The organism is Paenibacillus alginolyticus DSM 5050 = NBRC 15375, from assembly GCF_000422905.1.
In the GTDB taxonomy this organism is placed as follows: Bacteria; Bacillota; Bacilli; order Paenibacillales; family NBRC-103111; genus Paenibacillus_E; species Paenibacillus_E alginolyticus.
Map to the genome: position 1 here is coordinate 17,595 of NZ_KE383949.1, position 20,234 is coordinate 37,828.

Below are 20,234 nucleotides of genomic sequence, written 5' to 3' on the forward strand. Positions count from 1 at the left end.
AAAAGACCTCCTAATGCGATCGCTTACCTTCCGGTCAGATCATTCACCTTACAATATACCACGTTCGCAAAAGCAAAAGAAACGCTGTGAGGGAAGATCCTATATATCGCGCGACTTTCTAGGTACATCCCAAGGGAAAATTACTTATCCGGCATTTGCCCCGGCAGCCTCTGTATGCCCGCCTCCCAAAAAGGGAACACTTCTACTTACATGCTGCAGCACTACATGTGAGAAAAGGTGGGAATTCCTTATGCTTTTATATCAGTTAACGCAATGGTTCGAAGAGCGCACTACCCTGCAAAAGGCTTTACAAAGTGGCCCTGCTGAAAATACCGGTGAATTGCAACAAAGAATGCAAGAAGTCGAAGATCAGCTGTATTCTCATGCCGAAAAGTGGAAAAATGCGATTCAGGAAGCCTCCTATTTGCAGTTCCCTTATGAGAACCCTCAGTTGGATGATGATATGGTTCTTTAGTCTTCTTTGGGAGGGCTTGCCTTTGTATTTCCTCGGTTTTCGTGTAGAATTAGATAGTACGATAAACGAGAACAGAACGAGGTTTTTTTATAATGAAAGTACTTGTATCCACACTTAATGCCAAATTCATTCATACCTCCTTAGCCTTACGCTATCTAAAAGCGTTCTGCGAGAAGGATTTTGACGTTGAAATTACAGAATATACGATCAAAGACCCTGTCATGAACGTCGTTTCGGACATTTATCAAAAGGCCCCGGATGTATTGGGTTTTTCTTGTTATATTTGGAACATTGAAGAAACGATAACGATTATTAAAATGATCAAAAAGATTCGGCCAGATCTCCTGATCATGCTTGGCGGTCCAGAGGTCTCTTATGATACCGAATACTGGATGAATCGCATTCCTGAGGTCGATTTCATTGTGATGGGCGAAGGGGAAGAGACCTTCCACCAACTGCTGACAGAAATTTCAACGACTCGCAAATATCATTTTGTTTATGGACTGGCCTATCGCAAAGGCGAGGAAGTCGTACTGATGCCGGGCAGACCTAAGCTGAAGCTGGATGATATCCCGTCTCCGCACCGTTTTGCAGAGGATGTGCCGAGTCTGGCTAATCGCGTTGTGTATTTCGAGACGAGCCGTGGCTGCCCCTTCTCCTGTCAATTCTGCCTGTCGAGTATTGAGGTTGGTGTGCGGTATTTTGATATAGAACGTACCAAGTCAGACCTCCTGTACTTAATCGATTCCGGCGCGAAGCTAATCAAGTTCGTGGATCGGACGTTTAATATTAAGCGTGATTATGCGATGGAAATCTTTGAATTCCTCATTGCCAATCATCGCGGCACCGTGTTTCAATTTGAGATTACTGCGGATATCATGCGTCCTGAGGTACTCGATTACCTAGCTGAGAATGCCCCTCCGGGTACATTCCGCTTTGAGATCGGGGTCCAATCTACGAATGATACAACCAATGATTTGGTGCAGCGCAGGCAAAATTTCTTTAAGCTGAGCCGTACGGTATCTAAGGTGAAAAATAGCCTGAAAATCGATCAGCATCTCGATCTGATAGCCGGCTTGCCGGAAGAGGATTATAACTCGTTCCGCAAGACGTTTAACGATGTCTTTGAACTAGGACCGGAAGAGCTGCAGCTCGGTTTCCTGAAAATGCTGCGCGGCACGGGGATGCGCAATGACGCGCATAAATACGGCTATGTTTACATGGACCACGCGCCTTACGAGATTCTCGGCAATGACATTCTGCCATTCACTGATTTGATTCGTATCAAACGGGTGGAGGATGTGCTCGAGAAATATTGGAACGCTCACCGTATGGATCATACAGTCAAATATTTAATCGCCAAAGAATTCGCTTCTGCGTTTGACTTCTTTCAAGAGTTCGGCGACTTCTGGGAAAGCCGCGGTTGGCAGAAGATTGGGCATCAGCTCGAGGATCTGTTTACCCGCTTGCGCGATTTCCTGATGCATCGTGAAACCAAAAACATGCACGTGATTGAAGGCTTGATGAAACTGGATTATTTCCTGGGTCATAAATATAAGCCGCGCAAAATCTGGTGGGACTTCACCCTGGAGAAGTCCGAGCAGAATGCCTACCTGAGGCTCCTGGCTGAGCAGCCTGAGCTCGTCAGCGGCGACTTCCAGAGTCTCCGCATCAATGAAAAAGATCTCCACAAGCACGCGATGCTTGAGGTATTGCCTTTCGCTTTGCAGACGTATCTGCAGAGCGGAGAGATCGACGAAAACAGCAAAGAGCTGCTTGTTGTGCACTTCCCGCCGGACGCGCAGCAGCCGGCTAGCTACTACACCATGCCGCTGCGCCAATTGGCGACAACATAAAAAAGCTTCGCTTTCCTTCTCGGAGAGCGAAGCTTTTTTGCATCCATTATTTCTTGTCTGCAAGCCAAATAGCTAGAGAGCTGATTTCATCATCCGTAAGCTTCCCTTTGAAGCTGGGCATCGCGCCTTTGCCATTCGTTATAATCGTTGCAAGCTCGTCCTTGGAACGCTTACTGCCTTCTTTCTGTAAATTAGGTCCTACTGCACCCTCAAGGTTAACACCATGGCAACTCACGCAGCTTTGTTTAAAAACAGCTTGGGCGTCGACTTTGGTTGTTGCCCCGCTGCTAGTTGCTGCTGGGGTTCCTGTTGCCGTTGGGGTTCCTGTAGCTGCTGGAGTCCCCGTTGTTGCCGGAGGTGTCGTCTTCCCACAGGCAGCTAGGGAGAAGGCTAACAATAGAAAGAGGCATAGAAATGATTTGTTCAACTGCATCATTCTCCTTCTTTTATTTCATTCGAGTTCTGTCACTACATTTCCCGAATTCGCTACTTTTCATGCAATCGGAATAATTAATGAACAGGTCGCTCATCCTATCCATAACAACCAATTTATACTAAAAACTCCAAGGAGGAATGAGAAATTGGCGGATAAAAACAAAGTAAGCTCTCCAGATCATTCACGGCGTCGTTTTTTGAAATATACCGGGACTGCTATTGGCGGTGTAGTAGTGGGGGGCGTAGTCGGCAGTGCGTTTTCGGGAGGATTTGGAAAAAAACAGGCGGCTCCTGCACCAGCACCATCTACAGCGCCACAAACTGCAGCAGATTACAATCAAGCCCCTATGTTTTTCAATCAAGCGCAGCTTCAGTTGACGGAAGCAGCGGCTGAGCGTATTTTTCCCAAAGATGAAAATGGGCCGGGAGCGACAGATTTGGGCGTCGTTTTTTATATTGACCATCAATTGGCCAGTCCATGGGGAGTGAATTCACGTGAGTATCGGACAGGTCCTTTTATAAAAGGGGAAGTGACACAGGGGGATTACCAAAGCATCAATCGCCACGAGTTATTCACGATGGGACTTCAAAGTATGGAAGAGACTAGCAAAACCAAATATTCCAAATCCTTTATTGATTTGACACCGGAGGAGAAGGACGCGATTCTGACATCCATGGAAAAAGGCGAGATCATGGTCATAAACGGAATAACGGGCAAAACGTTCTTCAATCTGTTCTGCAGGCTGACCATGGAGGGCGTTTACTGCGATCCACTGTATGGGGGTAACAAGAACATGTTGGGATGGAAGATGCGTAAATATCCAGGTAATCAGATGACTTACGCCAGTATTATGGAGAAGGATCAGTTCGTGGTCATGGATCCGCGTAGTTTGCATGATCATTTCGCACATTAGTGACAACATAAATACAAGTGAGAAAGGAAGGAGCATATGGCTACAAAAATGCCGAAAGTTCCCGTTGTGATTGTTGGAATGGGATGGGTCGGAGGCATCATTGCCGCGGAATTGACGAAGCAAGGGGTTAAGGTAGTTGGATTGGAACGCGGTAAGCCGCGAAGCACACAGGATTACTACATGGTGCATGATGAGCTGCGCTATGCTCAGCGGCTGGATCTCATGCAAGATCTATCGAAGGAAACGGTGACGTTTCGCAATACGGAGAAAATGACCGCAGTGCCGATGCGTGAACACGGTTCTTTCCTGCTCGGGGAGGGACTTGGCGGAGCAAGCATACACTGGAACGGGCAAACCTATCGGTTCCTTCCTTACGATTTTGAAATTTATAGTAAAACGGTAGAGCGGTATGGAAAACAGAAAATACCGGATGGAATGACCATTCAGGATTGGGGCATTACCTACGATCAATTAGAGCCGTATTTTGACAAATTCGAGAAGATGGCGGGAATTTCCGGCGACCCAGACCAAAACCCTTTGGTTGGTAAGCGCTCGAGCCCTTTTCCTACTAAACCGATGGTGAAAACTCCGGTCTTGAAGCTTTTTGAAGAAGCGACGAAAAAGCTGGGTTATCATCCCTATATGATGCCATCGGCGAATCTGTCGGAACAATATACGAATCCGGATGGGGTCACTCGGGCAGCGTGTCAATACTGTGGCTACTGCGAACGCTTTGGTTGTGAATACGGAGCCAAGGCAGATGCCGTGGTTACTGTACTTCCCGTCGCCCAGAAATCAGGGAATTTTGAGTTGCGTACCTATTCTAATGTTATACAAATTCTCAATGACGGTAAGAAAGCTAGTGGGGTTGTATATATTAACACGATTACGGGAGAACAGTTTGAGCAGCCGGCTGATGTGGTCATTATGGCGAGCTACGTGTTCAATAACATTAAGCTCTTGCTAACTTCGAAGTTGGGCAAGCCTTACGATCCAGCTACCGGCAAAGGAGTTATCGGTAAAAATTATTGCTATCAGACCAACGGTGGCTCAGCCGCGGGATTTTTTGACGATAAGGAATTCAATTTGTATGCCGGTGCAGGATCCCTTGGCATGGAGATTCCTGATTTCAATGGAGATAATTTTGACCACAGCAACCTCAATTTTCTTCATGGCGCAGGAATGCGTATTTCACAGACGGGGCAGCGGCCCATCGCTACCAACTCGGTTCCGAAAGGAACACCGACATGGGGAAAAGACTTCAAGCAAAAGTCACTCAAATATGCGAACAGTGTACTTTCTGTTTCTCCGCAGGGCAGCAGTTTGCCGTGGAAGCATCATTATGTGGACTTGGATCCTACCTATAAAGATGCTTATGGCCTGCAGCTGCCCAGGGTTACTTTCGATTTTGAGGAGCAGGATCGGCAAATGATCAAATTCATGGCTGGCAAGGCAGCCGAAATCATGAAGGAAATGAAGGCTACGACAATTGGCTCATCGGATCAACTTGGACCTTACAATATCGTCCCTTATCAATCTACGCACAATACCGGGGGCGTCATTATGGGGGCAGAACCTGCAACTTCAGCCGTAAATTCCTACTTGCAAATGTGGGATGCTGAAAATGTTTTCGTTGTCGGAGCGTCAGCTTTCGCGCACAACAGCGGCTACAATCCTACGGGTACGATCGGGGCACTTGCTTATCGGGCAGTAGAAGGGATTGCGAAATATTTGAAACAAGGTGGAATGATTGTTTAATCAAGTTAGGGCATAGGACTTTGTTTAATGGGGTGAAGGGATGGAGCAGGAAGATTGGATCTTTCATTTGACTGAAGTCCGCAAACGTTTGCTGATTGTGTTCGCATGGTTTGTGGTTACACTAAGCGTCGGGCTGTATGTTTCGCCTAGAATCCTGCGGTATATGAAATCGCAACCTTTGGTGGGCGAGATAAATTGGAACGTGTTCTCGTTTACGGACGGGTTGATGATCTACATGAAGTGCGCTTTCCTGGTTGCTTTATTGTTCACAGTTCCAGTGCTGCTTTATCAAGTGTGGGCATTCGTTCGTCCTGGTCTTACTGATGCGGAGGCTAAAAGCACCCTTCCCTACATACCGGTGTCATTTGCACTGTTTATTATCGGGGTATCATTCAGCTATTGGGTGGTATTCCCGATGATGATTCGTTTTATGATACGTATGAATCACACAGTCGGCGCTGTGGAAACGTATGGAATCGACCGCTACTTTTCGTTTTTGTTCGAAGTTGTATTCCCCATGGCAATCGCCTTTGAATTGCCCGTAGTCGTTCTATTTCTAACAAGAATCGGTCTGCTGACGCCGCAGCGATTGAAAATGACGAGAAAATACGCCTACGTTGGTTTAGCGATCATAGGCTCATGCATCTCCCCGCCCGATATGATATCTCATCTATCGGTCACGGTGCCATTAATCCTGTTGTTTGAAATTAGTGTAATGGTTGCGGGCTGGCAATGGCGAACCATGCAGGAAAGTCCTGCGAACAGCTGATTTTCAATTAAGCACAAAGAAAAAGAGGATGATGTTCATGTTTAACAATATTGGTGTATCTGGATTAGTGTTAATTCTGGCTATCGCTTTAATCGTGTTCGGTCCGTCTAAGCTGCCGCAGCTTGGGCGAGCGTTCGGAGATACGCTCCGCGAGTTTCGCAACTCTACCCGTAATATCATCGAAGATAATGAGTGTGATCCACTTATCGAAAATGAGGGCAAGAAGCCGCTTTAAGTCCGTCCATCTTTTGAAAAAACGGCTACATGTTAGCGATGCGTGAAATACGCCCGCGAATAGCCGATGTAAAATTGGTTTTTAGGCGTTACAGAGCGAGCGGCCTATAGGTCGCCGTTTTGTAACGCCTTTATTGGTATTTGCTAAAAAAATCCATTGACCACAGGTGAGGTTCAGTGATAAGATTGAAAAAATTTACCCATGGATCCCAGAGCGGAGAGACTTTGAGCTACGCTCAAAGATCCCTATATTAGGAGGAAATCATAAAGTGGCTACGTATTACTTAGAACCATCCCGCACGTTTAGTGAGTTTTTGTTGATTCCTAATCTTACAACGAAGGAATGTACACCGGCGAATGTGAAGCTTAAGACACCATTAGTTAAATTCAATAAAGGCGAGGAGCCTGCGATCTCGCTCAATATCCCGTTTTCATCTGCTGTCATGCAGGCTGTATCCGATCATGGAATGGCGATTGCTTTGGCGCGGAGTGGCGGGATTTCGTTTATTTTTGGCTCGCAATCGATTGAAGAAGAAGCACTGATGGTGCGTAAAGTAAAAGGGTACAAGGCAGGATTTGTCGTTAGCCGCTCCAACTTAACTCCCGAGCATACGCTAAGTGATGTACTGGCGTTAAAAGAGGAAACAGGTCATTCTACAGTTGCCATTACCGACGATGGTACAGCGAATGGAAAATTGCTTGGTATTGTAACGGGGCGTGATTACCGGACAAGTCGTGACCCTCTGGATCGCCAAATCCAACAATTTATGACGCCTTTTGATAAACTGATTTATGGCAAATCAGGAATTACTTTATCGGAAGCAAACAATTTAATTTGGGATCACAAGCTGAATTGTTTACCGATTGTGGATGATAATCAAAAGCTAGACACCCTCGTTTTCCGCAAGGATTATGATGAGCACAAAGAAAATCCGATGGAGCTTTTAGACGGTAACAAAAGCTATATTGTTGGTGCGGGGATTAATACGAAAGACTACAAAGAGAGAGTGCCTGCGCTTGTTGAAGCGGGAGTAGACATTCTGGTCATCGATTCTTCAGATGGTTATAGTGAGTGGCAGCGGGAAACGGTTCAGTATGTGAAAGAGAATTTCAATGTGAAGATCGGTGCAGGTAATGTTGTAGACCGTGAAGGGTTCCTTTATCTGGTGGAATCAGGAGCGGACTTCATTAAAGTCGGCATCGGCGGAGGGTCTATCTGTATCACTCGGGAGCAAAAAGGAATTGGTCGCGGACAAGCCTCTTCCCTCATGGAAGTTGTTGAAGCTAGAGACCAATACTTCAAAGAAACAGGTACCTACATTCCAATTTGTTCCGATGGTGGTATCGTACATGACTACCATATTACATTAGCCTTGGCTATGGGCGCTGACTTTGTCATGCTGGGCCGATATTTCGCACGTTTCGATGAGAGCCCGACCAGAAAGCTGAAAGTTGGAAACAACTTTGTGAAAGAATACTGGGGAGAAGGTTCCAATCGTGCCCGCAACTGGCAGCGTTATGATACGGGCGGCAAAAACAAGCTCTTGTTTGAAGAAGGCGTCGATTCCTATGTTCCATATGCTGGAAGCCTACAGGAGAACCTGGACAAGACGCTTGGCAAAATAAAGTCAACGATGTGCAACTGTGGATCATTAAGCTTGGATGAGCTGAAGAGCAAAGCGAGAATTGCGCTCGTTTCCGCAACCAGCCTCGTTGAAGGCGGAGCGCACGACGTTATTTTAAAAGAGAGCAGCTTATCTGAAGAATAATAGCTGGAAATAGAAAAGGCTCTCCACAATCATCTTAGAGATGATAAGTGGAGAGCCTTTTTGGAATGAACCATCATATAGCTTACTGCTCCAAGTAAACAATATATCAGCAAAATGCCCCCATTCAGACACTCCTGAGTAGTATGTGCCTTCTCATTTAGATGCAAATAGTGCATCTAATATCGGCCTTGTCACCAGTTTCAGGAAATTAGATGTATTAAGTGCATCTAATTTCCGCATATTCCACCAAAATGGAGTATATTCGTCGAATTAGATGTACTTTTTACATGTATTCTCATGGAATTTAGCATATTGGCTAGATTAGATGCACTTTTTACATCTAATCTGATGAGAGATAGGTACCAATTCAAGTAAGCCCCAAACTGATCTCCACGCCAGTTGGTGTTTCCCAACGTGAAAGCTCATATGCATCTTAGGCATAACAAAAAAACGCCCCTTATTCATCAAAAGATGAGTGGGACGTTCTTCATCGAACAACAATTAAGGCAAGTAGCTGCGAATAACCGTCATGCTGCCTTCAAGTGCATAGCTGCCAAGATCGGCTGGAAGCAGGAAGCAATCACCAGGCTTCGTGGAGATGCTGCCATCTGCCCACTGGAGGGTTCCGTTACCGTCTGCAATAACGAGGATGACGAAGCTTTCAGGAGAAGTGCTTAGCTCCCATTTCGGTCCTACTAGGCCTTTTTCCACGGTGAAGAATGGTGACTCGGCAAGTGTTAACCAAGTGCCAGCTTTATTCAAATCTGTTTTCATTCGAGTGGAGCCGGAGCCTTCATACGCGATAACGTTGAGCGAATCTTCAATATGAAGATCACGAGGCTTACCATCGAGTCCGGGACGATTATAATCGTACAAACGATAGGTCGTATCGGAATTTTGCTGAATTTCGGCAACTAGGACGCCAGCGCCAAGCGCATGAACAGTTCCTGCAGGGATGTAAAAGGAATCACCGGCTTCAACAGGGACTTCCTGTAAGCAGTCCAAAATGCGGTTCTCAGCTATTGCTTGAGCTAAGTTTTCGCGTGTAACGCCTTCTTGCATGCCATATATAATTTTGGCGCCGGGCTTGGCATCAAGGATGTACCACATCTCAGTTTTGCCGAGCTCGCCGGCAGCCAAATTCTTGTAATGATCATTCGGATGTACTTGTACGGAAAGGTCGTCTTCGCAATCCAATAACTTGATGAGTAGTGGGAAACGGCCGTTTTTTTCGGAAAATCCTTTTGTGCCGAATAACGTTTTGCCGTATTTTTCGCGAATTTCGTCTAGACCAAGTCCTGCTAATTCGCCATTAATCACCTTCGTCGTTCCATTCGGGTGATCGCCAATCATCCAGCCTTCGCCAATAGCGCCTTCTGGAAGCTGAAAACCAAACTTTTCTAGGGCTCTTCCACCCCAGACACGTTCTTTCATTTCAGGTTGAAATTGAAGCGGGTATGATTTCACAAACTATCCCTACTTTCTTCTCTAAATTTCTCCTACAAAATAATGCCGATGCACTCTCTAGCATTATAACATGCGTCTATCTTTTTTCTAGAGCTAAGAGATAGGGAGCATGCTGGCTGGTATTCATGAATTGGTACCGCAGCACCTGAAAGGCTGCAAGAGGAAGGTGCTGGGCCCAGCTTTCGACGGCCGCAGCTTCTTCCGAGCCTCCATCGTGCCCGCTGTAGAGCACGATGGTTACGATACCGCCTTTGCGGAGCAGGCGGAGGGCAGCCTCGAGAGCAGGAATCGTCGATTCCTGCTTCGTAATCGTTGCGGGATCGGCGCCGGGCAGATAGCCGAGATTGAATGTGACCGCGGCGACCTTGCCGTGGCGGTCTTGCGGCACAGCTGCCTCCATGAGCGCATGGCTGCATAGGCTCATGTGCACGCAAGAAGATGCGTCTGGAAGTTCTTTCTCCAGACGCATCTTTGTTTGATCCAACGCTTGCTGCTGGATATCGAAGCCATACACGCTGCCGCGGGGTCCTACCAGCTTAGCTAAGAACAGGGCATCGACGCCGTTGCCGAGGGTCGCGTCGACGACGGTATCACCCGGCTGAGCCCGCTGATTAATTAATTGATGAGCAAAACTTAGTACGGAAACAAAACCCATGTGATGAAAGCCTCCATGCTGCTTATACGATCATTTTTTGTCTGCTAGCCATGCGGCTAGCACTTCGATTTCTTCGGATTTCAATGCGCTTTTGAAAGGTGGCATATCGCCTTTACCTCCGAGGATCTGCGTGACGATCTCATCCTTGGTTTTGCGCGAACCGACCTTCGTCAGGTTCGGCCCGAAGTCGCCTGCAAGCCCTGCCCCGTGGCAGGACATGCAGTTGTCCTTGTACAGCACCTGCGCCTGCGCTGCGGTGCTGGTGCCGCCATCCGGCTTAGCGGATGGGGAAGGCGCCGCGCTAGCCGACGCTGGTGTTGCGGCCGGCGCCGCAGCCGTCTCTTTCACGGCCGGCTTCGCCGTAGCCGCCTCTTTCACTGCTGGCGTCGCAGCCGCAGCAGTCGGCTTCGCTGTCGCCGCTGCGCTCGGCTGCGGCGTGCTGCTTGCCGCCGGCTGTACCGTAGCGGCCGCAGGTGTTGCCGTCGCCGCAGCAACAGGCGGCGCACTCACTCCCGCCGTCGGTGTTGAAGACGGCGCCACTACCACTGTACTCACTGGTGTCGCTGGCGCCCCTCCGCATCCAGCCACAATTAACATCATCCCAACAATGGCTGCTTGAGCTCGTTTCATCATCATGATCATCCATCTCCTTTAGTCATTCTACCTATATAAAGGAAACGGATAATAATCTATTTGGGTTTTATGGTTTTTATATTTAACCTTGGTCGGCTTTACCCTTCCAAAGTTTACCTTGCCAAGTATTTCTTTCTTTCAAAAGACTATCAAAAGCGTTCAGTACTTCCCATTTTTTGAGGCTCCACATCGGACCAATCAGAAGATCGCGGGGAGCATCTCCAGTAAGACGGTGGACAATCATTTCCGGTGGAAGAAATTCAAGTGTATCTACGATAAGCTTCACATACTCGTCTTTTTCCAGGAACTGAAGCAAGCCGGCTTCGTATTGTTTCACCATAGGTGTTTTACGCATTAAATGAAGTAAATGGATTTTAATGCCCTGAACATCCATTTGAGCGACGGCTCGCCCAGTGTCCAGCATCATTTCGTGCGTCTCCCCAGGTAATCCATAAATAATGTGTGCACAGGTGCGGATATTATGCTTTCGAAGCTTGGCAACCGCATCCAGATAGCATTGTGTGTCATGAGCACGATTGATGAGTTCAGAGGTTGATTCGTGGACAGTTTGAAGGCCCATTTCGACCCATAGATAGGTACGTTCATTCAACTCCGCCAAGTATTCAATAACATCATCCGGTAAACAATCCGGTCTGGTCGCAATGGATAAACCTACAACGCCTGGCTGCTTTAAAATAACTTCATAATATTCCCGCAGTTCTTCCACGGGGGCATACGTATTCGTATAAGCCTGGAAGTAGCCGATGTATTTGGCTTCCGGCCATTTCTGATGCTGGAGATCTCGAATCTTATTAAATTGGGTAACCAGATCATCGCGGCGGCTTCCAGCAAAATCACCTGACCCCCGCGCGCTGCAAAATGTGCAACCCCCGGTAGCGATATTGCCATCACGATTAGGACAAGTAAAACCTGCATCCAGCATGACTTTAAAAACCTTCACGCCGAAAGCTTCACGCATTTCATAATTCCATGTATGGAAACGTTTGTCCCCCCATAATTGAGGCGACTCCTGAATAATTGTAGACATTTGGTTGCTCCTTTCTTTCCAATCTAATTGTAGCGAAATTGAAGCATGAAAGCGACCCCTGCCTTTCCAAGAAGTTCCCCGTTAAAAGGGAGCCATACGGAGCATGATAACTTTGCATAACTATTACATGCCGAAAGGGGATTTGAAACAAGTGAAAAAGTTTCGTACAATTACTTTGGCGGTAGCTTTGACAACAGCATTAAGCTTTGGGGCAACTAGTGCGCTGGCTAACACAATGATGGGGACAACGCCAAGTGCTACACCAGGAACTACGGGGACAGGAACTACGACAACATCGGGATATACAGGAAGTAATTATGACGCTACGGTAGGGACCACTGGTACGACTGGTACTACAGGTACTACAGGTACTACAGGTACTACTGGTACTACAGTTACTGGCCCCTACACGGGTTATGGTACAGGCACAGGTTCCTATTCCGGGACAGGAACGGGTTCTGGTGTTATTAGTCACATCAATCAATATAGTAACAATATGATGGACCGTATGAGTACTAAGGGTACACACACTGGGAATTATGACACTTCATCTTATCGAACTTACGCGACTACAACGACAGATGGCAATCGTATGAACTGGGGATGGCTTGGCCTATTAGGTCTGTTGGGCTTATCTGGCCTTAGAGGAAAAGACAAAAGAAGAGATGAAGTTAGATAAATAGATATTAGCTAAATGCGCCTTCCAAGTTGGGAGGCGTTTTTCTTTGTGGTTAGAATGATCTGCCATTCATAAATAGCATCATCATAACGAAAGCTATCCTTAATAAAGGGAAAGGAAAGCAGGTGAATGAGTTGGTTAAGTTGTCCCTAGCTACCGATACGATATCAGTCGAGTTGACCATTAAAGAAGCATTGGCATTGAGCAGTGGCGTGAAATTCGCTGCAGATCCTAGCATATCAAAGGACGCGCGACGAAAAGTACTGCGGTCCTTGGATCAAAAGCTGTTTCCAGCCACATCGAATACCATTGATTATCATACCCTTGAAGTGTAATTTCCTTTGATTTTTTTCCTTGAATCGTCTATGATTTGTATTCGATAGCTTGTACGTGTAGGAGGCAAAAAGTAGATGCGTTTACGGGGAAGAAAAGGAATTCGAGAAGATATAGAACGTCAAAAGGAACTCGTTGTTTTAAATGCCAAGGAATACAAAGGCAAATGGGCCGAGTTATTCGGCAACAACAACCCGATTCATGCCGAGCTTGGGATGGGCAAAGGGCGCTTCATCAGTGAAATGAGTAAGAAATATCCGAACATTAATTTCATTGGTGTAGATATGTATGACGAGTTGATTCGCAAAGCGAGTGAGAAAGCAAAGAATGCACATGAAATCAAAACGGATGAAGAGTCCGAGTCTACGCTAAGCATTCCGAATTTGAAGCTAATGCTTTTCAATATCGAACATATTGAGGAAGCTTTTGCTGAAGGTGAATTAGAGCGGGTCTATTTGAATTTCAGTGATCCATGGCCGAAGAAAAAGCATGCTCGTAGACGCTTAACGCATCCGGGCTTTGTTGAGAAATATCAACAAATATTAAATGCGAACGGTGAGATTCACTTAAAAACGGACTCACAATCATTGTTCGAATTCTCGCTCAATTCTTTTGCAGATATGGGACTGAGAATGCGAAATATTTCCTTGAACCTGCACGTGGATGGGATTCATCCTGACCATGTTATGACAGAATACGAAACGAAGTTCGCTGGACAAGGGATGAACATTCATCGTTGTGAAGTGGTTATTGGCGAAAAGGTGCTTGCTTCACATCTGGAGCAGCTGAATAAAGCCAAAACGGAATAGGTTTATAAGTACGAAAATTTCACAATAAAAAAGCTAATCTCCACTGCATAATGCGGTAAGAGATTAGCTTTTTTATTTTACCCTAAATCAGCCAAGCAATTGCATGATGACCTCTGAGCAATCGGCTGAAGGCAGGTACATCTTCTTTTTATGATAATTAGAAACGCGCTTTGCCTCTACATCCGTGTAACGGCTAGCCAGCATCGATAACCAGTTCGCAATCGTATCTGCAGATCGGATCGGTTCGCCGAAGCCAAGCTGTGTGAAATAGTGGACATTCTCTTCTTCCTGACCCGGTATCGGATCATAGAACAGCATGGGGATCGACTTTGCTAGTCCTTCTGAGCAGGTCATACCGCCAGGCTTCGTGACGAGCAAATCGGAAGCTTCCATCAGCTTGCCGATTTCTTGGGTGAATCCGAGCAAGTGAATATTGGGATGCTGAAAACGGGGGTCCATCGCCAGCTTTGCCAATGCTTTCTCATTATTGCCTAAGCAAAATATGAATTGGATCCGATCTCTCCATGCTACTAGGTGATCGCTTAGCGAATCGCCGCCGATTAATCCCCAGCCGCCTCCCATAACTAGTACGGTAGGCAGAGCTGCCAGCTGGAATTGCTGTCGAATCATTGCTTTATCGTGAGCCTCACGGAAGCTAGGATGAACTGGAATTCCTGTGATTTCGACTTGAGCAGCTGTGATACCGCGGCCCAGCAGTTTATTTTTGACGTCTTCTGTCGAAACCATATATTTATTTACTTCTCTACTAACCCAAGTCCCATGGACATCGTAATCTGTAATGACCGTGCATAGCGGAATGTCTAACCCGGCTCTTTTCAGTCTAGATACCACAACACTGGGAAAAGGATGTGTGCAGACAATAGCTTGTGGTGCCCACTGCTGGATAATTGCTGCCGTCTGAGCATAAAAAATGCGATGCAAAGCCAATTGCGTTAAGCGGTTGAGTGATTTTTTATATTGAGAGCGGTACAATCGGCCGTAAAGCTTGGGCTGGGAGGTTAGTGTCTTTTTGTAAGCATGAATGATCCATGGTGCTAATGTCGGGTGAAGGAATGATCCTAATTCCAAAACACGTGTCTCAATAGTCGAACATCGCTGCTCTAAACTTACAGCAAGTGCATAAGCCGCTTGCGTATGTCCGGCTCCGAAGCCTTCAGAAAGAATGAGAACCCGTTTTTTACCATGCAAGACATTCATTCGTTTACCCCCAGAAAGCTACTGTCACTAGAGATGCTGTCGTTCCTATTAAACATCCAACGATACAATCGGAAGGATAGTGCAGCCCTAGGTATATTCGTGATAGACCAACGATTAATGCGAGCGGTATAAGGATAAGTCCAAGAGCAGGTACGGCTGTAACAAAAGGGAATATGATCGAGAATATGGCGGTTGTATGCCCGGAAGGAAAGGAATGATCCGTCAACGGGTTTTTGTAAGTAATCGTTTGTGGAAGTACCAGATATGGCCTTAGTCTCGGGTATTTCTTCTTAATAATAGCAACTGGAATATGACTGAGGGTTAAAGCCAGAAGAGCTTGAATCCCTGCTGTACGCAGCGGGCCTTGCCCGAACAATGCAAAACATAAGGATATCGCTATGGAGGCTGTGGCCCCGCCTAAATGTGTGATTTTATTAAAGAAATGATCAAGGAAGAAGTGCTGGATACGTTGATTCACAAAGTGGAATACGCGTGTTTCATGATGCTGAAGCCAGTGTACGACCCTGCTCATGAGTAGTAGCCTCCTTCGCTGTTTGGGTTACTTTCTTAAGACTATTGTAAAGGAGATTTATTAAAGGAAGATTAACGCAGTAATAAATTTTAAGAAACTCAATTTAACGCTCATCTGATCTCCCGATAACAATCCTGTGCTAGCATGATGTGAAATAAGGGAATTAAACGTAAATGTTAAAAGGGGCTGATGAGGTTGAGAGTTGCCTTATTTACAGATACATTCCTGCCAGATGTAAATGGAGTTGCCAAAACACTTGGCAGATGGACGCGGTTTTTGGAATCCAAAGATGTGGCTTGCAAAGTGTTTGCTCCTACTAGTATGACAGAAGGTGACAACGATCCGTTCCGTGTAGAACGTTTTTACAGTATTCCCTTTTTATTGTACCCAGAATGTCGGTTAGCTATCCCAAATCCCCTCAATGTTCGCAAATCCCTCCATGCCTTTCAGCCTACAATCATTCATTGTGCAACCCCTTTCAATTTGGGACTTTTTGGTTTGCACCATGCCCGCAAACACAAAACGCCATTAGTTGCGTCCTATCATACTCACTTTGACCAATACTTAAGTCATTATAAAATACCTTGGGTGGAGCCTACCCTTTGGAAATACATGCAATGGTTCCACCAAAGCTGTCAGAAGGTGTATGTGCCTTCGAAGTCTACCATGGAGCATCTACAAGACAAAGGCTTAAGTCATTTAGAGATTTGGAGCCGCGGTGTCGATGCGGAACGTTTCCAGCCGATTGTCGATCGAAAGTCAGTACTCGGGACATATGGCGTAGATCCTGCAAAGTTCGTTATGCTTTATGTCGGTCGTTTAGCTCCTGAGAAAAGTGTAGAGGTCGCATTAGACAGTTTTCATGCACTGCCGGCTGCAATTCGAGAGGATTGCCATCTAATTATTGCTGGTGACGGACCGTCTTCCAGTATACTGCGCGAATGCTATGGAGGGGATCCGAGAGTTACTTTTACCGGATTCGTTCAGGGGACACAGCTTGCTGAGCTCTATGCGGCTGCAGATGTGTTTATTTTTCCTTCTGCCACAGAGACTTTCGGCAATGTTGTTTTGGAGTCAATGGCTTCTGGTACAACGGTGATTGGAGCTGCTGCTGGCGGGGTACAAGATACTATTGAGCATGAAGTGACGGGATTACTCTGTCCGTCTGGCGACGTAGCTGCTTTCACACAAGCTATCGTAAGATTGTATGAATCACTGGAGACTCGTTATAGACTTGCCTTTGCGGGCAGGGAGTTTGCCTTGCGTCAATCTTGGGATCATATATTTAACCGATTGTTGACCAGCTATGAAGAAGTAGTCTATAGGACATCTGCTAATCCGTCCCAGATGCATGCTAATCGTATGATCCGTTAACAGGGGCAGTGAGCAAAAGTTGTCAGGGAGAGCCCAGGTGAATTATAATAATCCCCGTATCACATGGGGGACAGCTAGTTCGTCTAAATGGTGAACTTTTGGTACACAATAAAATGAAAAACGTTGAAAACAGGACTTTAACGACCTGATTTCAAGCACATACTGCATAGTCTGTGCGCGTTCCGCTCAAATCTCAGAGAAATGGCTTATATTCGTCATTGTGAACTTTGACAAATGAGTGGAAAGAGAGGAAAATCAAGAACGGTTATTCACATGGTACATAAAACTGCGCATACGCGTATAAAAAGATAGCTTGTGTGCATAAACAAAAAAAGGGGGACTTTGCTTCATGCTTGACAAGATTATGCTTACCTTTCAAATTGGCTTGGCCTTGGTCGGTGCGTATCAGTTGTTTTTGACTTTTTTCGGATGGTACCGTCCCAGAAACAAACAGAAATTTGCTCCCCAGAAATCGTTTGCCGTATTGGTCGCCGCTCATAATGAGGAGCAGGTCGTTGGCGCATTGATCGAGAATCTGAAGGCTTTGGATTACCCCAAAGAGCTGTATGACATCTTCGTGATTTGTGATAACTGTACAGACAATACAGCGGATATTGCACGCAGTCATGGTGTTCATGCCATGGAACGCCATAACCCGAACCTGAGAGGGAAAGGTTACGCGATCGAATGGATGCTGAAAGAGCTTTGGAAGCGGGAGCGTCAGTACGACGCTGTTGTCATGTTTGATGCTGACAATCTTTCTAGCCCTGATTACTTGATACACATGAACAATGATCTTTGCTCCGGTTCCAGAGTTATTCAGGCTTATCTGGACAGCAAGAACCCGAATGATTCTTGGGTTACTGGCTCCTATGCGATCTCGTATTACTTTGCAAACCGCTTCTGGCAAATGCCCCGTACGAACTTAGGGCTTGCCAACTACTTGGGCGGCACAGGAATGTGCTTTGAGTCCAAGCTGCTTAAACAGATCGGTTGGGGAGCAACCAGCCTTGTTGAGGATTTGGAGTTCTCCATGCGCTGCATTAAGCTCGGTATCAGGCCGACTTACAACTACGAGGCGATTGTTTATGATGAGAAGCCACTGACGTTTAAAGTATCTGCCAAACAGCGTTTGCGCTGGATGCAAGGACACTTTGATGTGGCCAAGCGTTATTTCTTCCCCCTATTGTGGCAAGGTATCAAAGAAGGCAGCTGGACGAAGATTGACGCGGCTATCTACTCTGCTAACGTATATAACTTCTTTTTCGGTGCGATTATCTCCGTGCTGCTATGGATTAAATCGGTGACTCCGGGCTGGGCAGACGCGCCTATGCTTGCCGATATCAATCCTATTTTCTTTAACACCGTTAGCGTAGCGATTTATGTGCTGCTGCCTATTTCCATGTTGATTGAGAAGGCTCCTGGCAAAGTATATAAATATTTAATTCTATATCCAATATTTATGCTTTCTTGGTGGCCAATTACGTTCTATGCGTTCTTCACGCAAAACAACAAACAATGGAGCCATACGGAACATACACGTGTGATTCGTCTAGACGAAATGAAAAGTAAACAAGTGAGTTGACTTTCTCTGCATGAGATGATATTATATTTCAAGTAAAAGCAGAAGCGCCCGCTTCTCACCTGACCGACACCGTTGGCTGGTTTGAATGAATCGTCATGAATATACAATAGGTTTGTCTGAACCTGTTATTGATGAAGATGTGGGCCACTGCGCCCGCATCTTTTTTTATATTGTTGGAGAGAGCGTTACATTCTTTTTGGAGGTGGAATACTATTAGCAAAGACCATATGATTAATGACGAGATTCGTGTGAAGGAAGTACGCCTGATTGGGGCGGACGGAGAACAACTCGGCATCACGCCGATTCGCGAAGCTCTTCAAATCGCACAAGACGCGAATTTGGATTTGGTAAATGTGGCACCAACGGCGAAGCCGCCAGTATGCCGCATTATGGATTACGGTAAATTCCGTTATGAAACACAGAAGAAAGAAAAAGAAGCTCGCAAGAACCAGAAAATCGTGGATATCAAAGAAATTCGCTTAAGCGCGACAATCGATGAGCACGATTTCCAAACGAAGCTTCGTAATGCCGTTAAGTTTCTTGGCGAAGGCGATAAAGTGAAAGCCAGCGTCCGATTCCGTGGTCGTGAAATAGCGCACTCGGAAATTGGCCGTAGAGTGCTTGAACGTTTAGCTACTGAAACAGCTGACATTTCCTCACAGGAGCGCGCTCCTAAGCTTGAGGGAAGAAGCATGATCATGATCTTAACGCCGAAAGCAACAACCTAGGCGCGTATACTAAATTAGGAGGAACAAAACACCATGCCGAAAATGAAAACACACAGCAGCTTGAAGGGCCGCTTCAAAATTACTGGCACAGGCAAAGTGATGAGATACAAACAAGGTAAAAATCACTTGCTTTCCGGTAAATCTTCACGTACTAAACGTGTTCTTGCAACAAACCCAGTTATGGCTCCAGGCGATGTACGTCGTCTGAAACAACAACTTTCTAACATTAAAGGTTAATATTCGAACATTATTTATACATCCCAGGAGGTAGTTAACAATGGCAAGAGTCAAGGGCGGATTTATTCGCGCTCACCGTCGTAAGAAAATTTTGAAACTAGCAAAAGGTTATTTCGGTTCCAAACACCGCTTATTTAAAACAGCTAAAGAACAAGTAATGAAATCTTTAGTGTATGCTTACCGTGACCGTCGTCAAACGAAACGTAACTTCCGCAGACTGTGGATTACACGTATCAATGCAGGCGCTCGTCAAAACGGCCTTAGCTACAGCAAATTGATGCACGGCCTGAAATTGGCTGGTATCGACATCAACCGCAAAATCTTGGCTGATCTAGCTGTGAATGATTCCAAAGCGTTCAACGATTTGGCAACAGCTGCAAAAGCAAAAGTAAACGCGTAATTGCGTACTTAGAAGCCTGTTCCCTTTAGGGAGCAGGCTTCTTTTTGCATGAAATGAACGCGGTTTACTCTGGAGAATGTTTCGATACCCATGGCAACGGCATAAGTAGTCTGACCAGCCATTTTCGCCCAAGGAACTCGAATGAGAAAATCTCTAAATTTGGGTAAAAGTAACCCCTAATTTTCCTAGATTGGTATTATCTTCACTCACCTGATTTTGTTTTATTCAGTTTGACTATTGACTATTCTTCAGGGGATGCATATAATAATCTCTAAATCATATTATATATGGTGATCTACACTAACGAATCGGCTATGAAGAGGAAG

23 protein-coding genes are annotated in these 20,234 nt (G+C 45.9%); 16 read left to right on the forward strand and 7 right to left on the reverse strand.

The window, feature by feature from the left end; all coding sequences use genetic code 11:
* The first annotated feature begins 250 nt into the window (after window positions 1-250).
* A complete protein-coding gene (locus tag G519_RS46890; protein ID WP_036635713.1) occupies window positions 251-475 on the forward strand; it encodes a hypothetical protein in 225 nt (74 codons plus the stop codon).
* Window positions 476-567: 92 nt separating this feature from the next.
* Window positions 568-2,331: a B12-binding domain-containing radical SAM protein gene (locus G519_RS0139330; protein ID WP_029199185.1), complete on the forward strand. Its 1,764-nt coding sequence runs from the start codon at window positions 568-570 to the stop codon at window positions 2,329-2,331.
* Window positions 2,332-2,377: 46 nt separating this feature from the next.
* Here G519_RS0139330 and G519_RS0139335 read toward each other — a convergent pair whose 3' ends face one another.
* Window positions 2,378-2,758 (reverse strand): c-type cytochrome, encoded by a 381-nt coding sequence (locus G519_RS0139335; protein WP_029199186.1) that lies wholly within the window; start codon window positions 2,756-2,758, stop codon window positions 2,378-2,380.
* A 154-nt stretch (window positions 2,759-2,912) separates the two neighbouring features.
* On the opposite strand from G519_RS0139335, the gene G519_RS0139340 reads away from it, so the two are divergent.
* The 5 genes from G519_RS0139340 to G519_RS0139360 all read left to right on the forward strand — a co-directional run bounded on the left by G519_RS0139340 (window position 2,913) and on the right by G519_RS0139360 (window position 8,210).
* Window positions 2,913-3,680, forward strand: a complete 768-nt coding sequence (locus tag G519_RS0139340) for a gluconate 2-dehydrogenase subunit 3 family protein (protein ID WP_029199187.1) — start codon at window positions 2,913-2,915, stop codon at window positions 3,678-3,680.
* A gap of 36 nt (window positions 3,681-3,716) precedes the next feature.
* Window positions 3,717-5,438: a GMC family oxidoreductase gene (locus G519_RS0139345; protein WP_029199188.1), complete on the forward strand. Its 1,722-nt coding sequence runs from the start codon at window positions 3,717-3,719 to the stop codon at window positions 5,436-5,438.
* 40 nt (window positions 5,439-5,478) lie between these two features.
* Entirely contained in the window at window positions 5,479-6,207 is a 729-nt protein-coding gene (gene tatC, locus G519_RS0139350; protein WP_029199189.1) for a twin-arginine translocase subunit TatC, read from the forward strand.
* Window positions 6,208-6,244: 37 nt separating this feature from the next.
* Window positions 6,245-6,442, forward strand: a complete 198-nt coding sequence (locus tag G519_RS0139355) for a twin-arginine translocase TatA/TatE family subunit (protein ID WP_029199190.1) — start codon at window positions 6,245-6,247, stop codon at window positions 6,440-6,442.
* Window positions 6,443-6,710: 268 nt separating this feature from the next.
* On the forward strand, window positions 6,711-8,210 hold the full coding sequence (locus G519_RS0139360) for an IMP dehydrogenase (RefSeq protein WP_029199191.1): 1,500 nt from the start codon (window positions 6,711-6,713) through the stop codon (window positions 8,208-8,210).
* 501 nt (window positions 8,211-8,711) lie between these two features.
* Here the strand turns inward: G519_RS0139360 and G519_RS0139365 are convergent.
* The 3 genes from G519_RS0139365 to G519_RS50985 form a co-directional block, all read right to left on the reverse strand.
* The gene (locus G519_RS0139365) at window positions 8,712-9,677 is read right to left on the reverse strand and encodes a type I phosphomannose isomerase catalytic subunit (RefSeq protein WP_029199192.1); all 966 of its coding nucleotides are present in this window, start codon (window positions 9,675-9,677) and stop codon (window positions 8,712-8,714) included.
* 76 nt (window positions 9,678-9,753) lie between these two features.
* Window positions 9,754-10,332, reverse strand: coding sequence for a class I SAM-dependent methyltransferase (locus G519_RS0139370; RefSeq protein ID WP_029199193.1), 579 nt, complete (start codon window positions 10,330-10,332; stop codon window positions 9,754-9,756).
* Window positions 10,333-10,362: 30 nt separating this feature from the next.
* Entirely contained in the window at window positions 10,363-10,680 is a 318-nt protein-coding gene (locus G519_RS50985) for a c-type cytochrome (RefSeq protein WP_064743640.1), read from the reverse strand.
* A gap of 88 nt (window positions 10,681-10,768) precedes the next feature.
* Here G519_RS50985 and G519_RS50990 point away from each other — a divergent pair, with 88 nt between their 5' ends.
* Window positions 10,769-10,951 (forward strand): hypothetical protein, encoded by a 183-nt coding sequence (locus G519_RS50990; protein WP_127527883.1) that lies wholly within the window; start codon window positions 10,769-10,771, stop codon window positions 10,949-10,951.
* Window positions 10,952-11,047: 96 nt separating this feature from the next.
* Here the strand turns inward: G519_RS50990 and G519_RS0139380 are convergent, their stop codons facing one another.
* A complete protein-coding gene (locus G519_RS0139380) occupies window positions 11,048-12,013 on the reverse strand; it encodes a TIGR01212 family radical SAM protein (RefSeq protein ID WP_029199194.1) in 966 nt (321 codons plus the stop codon).
* 103 nt (window positions 12,014-12,116) lie between these two features.
* On the opposite strand from G519_RS0139380, the gene G519_RS0139385 reads away from it, so the two are divergent.
* The 3 genes from G519_RS0139385 to trmB all read left to right on the forward strand — a co-directional run bounded on the left by G519_RS0139385 (window position 12,117) and on the right by trmB (window position 13,834).
* A complete protein-coding gene (locus G519_RS0139385; protein WP_244280368.1) occupies window positions 12,117-12,692 on the forward strand; it encodes a WGxxGxxG-CTERM domain-containing protein in 576 nt (191 codons plus the stop codon).
* A gap of 134 nt (window positions 12,693-12,826) precedes the next feature.
* The gene (locus G519_RS51520; protein WP_029199196.1) at window positions 12,827-13,027 is read left to right on the forward strand and encodes a hypothetical protein; all 201 of its coding nucleotides are present in this window, start codon (window positions 12,827-12,829) and stop codon (window positions 13,025-13,027) included.
* 75 nt (window positions 13,028-13,102) lie between these two features.
* Window positions 13,103-13,834 (forward strand): tRNA (guanosine(46)-N7)-methyltransferase TrmB, encoded by a 732-nt coding sequence (gene trmB / locus G519_RS0139395; protein ID WP_029199197.1) that lies wholly within the window; start codon window positions 13,103-13,105, stop codon window positions 13,832-13,834.
* Between the two features lie 87 nt (window positions 13,835-13,921).
* On the opposite strand, the gene G519_RS0139400 is transcribed toward trmB, so the two are convergent.
* Together G519_RS0139400 and G519_RS0139405 are read right to left on the reverse strand one after the other, a co-directional pair.
* The gene (locus G519_RS0139400; RefSeq protein WP_029199198.1) at window positions 13,922-15,052 is read right to left on the reverse strand and encodes a UDP-N-acetylglucosamine--LPS N-acetylglucosamine transferase; all 1,131 of its coding nucleotides are present in this window, start codon (window positions 15,050-15,052) and stop codon (window positions 13,922-13,924) included.
* Window positions 15,053-15,056: 4 nt separating this feature from the next.
* Entirely contained in the window at window positions 15,057-15,584 is a 528-nt protein-coding gene (locus G519_RS0139405; protein WP_029199199.1) for a phosphatase PAP2 family protein, read from the reverse strand.
* Between the two features lie 195 nt (window positions 15,585-15,779).
* On the opposite strand from G519_RS0139405, the gene G519_RS0139410 reads away from it, so the two are divergent.
* The 5 genes from G519_RS0139410 to rplT all read left to right on the forward strand — a co-directional run bounded on the left by G519_RS0139410 (window position 15,780) and on the right by rplT (window position 19,908).
* Window positions 15,780-16,958 carry a glycosyltransferase family 4 protein gene (locus G519_RS0139410; protein ID WP_029199200.1) on the forward strand — a complete coding sequence of 393 codons (1,179 nt, stop codon included), beginning with the start codon at window positions 15,780-15,782 and terminating at the stop codon, window positions 16,956-16,958.
* Between the two features lie 349 nt (window positions 16,959-17,307).
* The gene (locus tag G519_RS0139415; protein WP_029199201.1) at window positions 17,308-18,543 is read left to right on the forward strand and encodes a glycosyltransferase family 2 protein; all 1,236 of its coding nucleotides are present in this window, start codon (window positions 17,308-17,310) and stop codon (window positions 18,541-18,543) included.
* Window positions 18,544-18,770: 227 nt separating this feature from the next.
* Window positions 18,771-19,271 carry a translation initiation factor IF-3 gene (infC, locus tag G519_RS0139420; protein ID WP_029199202.1) on the forward strand — a complete coding sequence of 167 codons (501 nt, stop codon included), beginning with the start codon at window positions 18,771-18,773 and terminating at the stop codon, window positions 19,269-19,271.
* 33 nt (window positions 19,272-19,304) lie between these two features.
* Complete coding sequence (rpmI, locus tag G519_RS0139425; protein WP_029199203.1) at window positions 19,305-19,508, forward strand: 50S ribosomal protein L35; 204 nt, start codon at window positions 19,305-19,307, stop codon at window positions 19,506-19,508.
* A gap of 40 nt (window positions 19,509-19,548) precedes the next feature.
* Complete coding sequence (gene rplT / locus G519_RS0139430; protein ID WP_029199204.1) at window positions 19,549-19,908, forward strand: 50S ribosomal protein L20; 360 nt, start codon at window positions 19,549-19,551, stop codon at window positions 19,906-19,908.
* Window positions 19,909-20,234 lie beyond the last annotated feature (326 nt).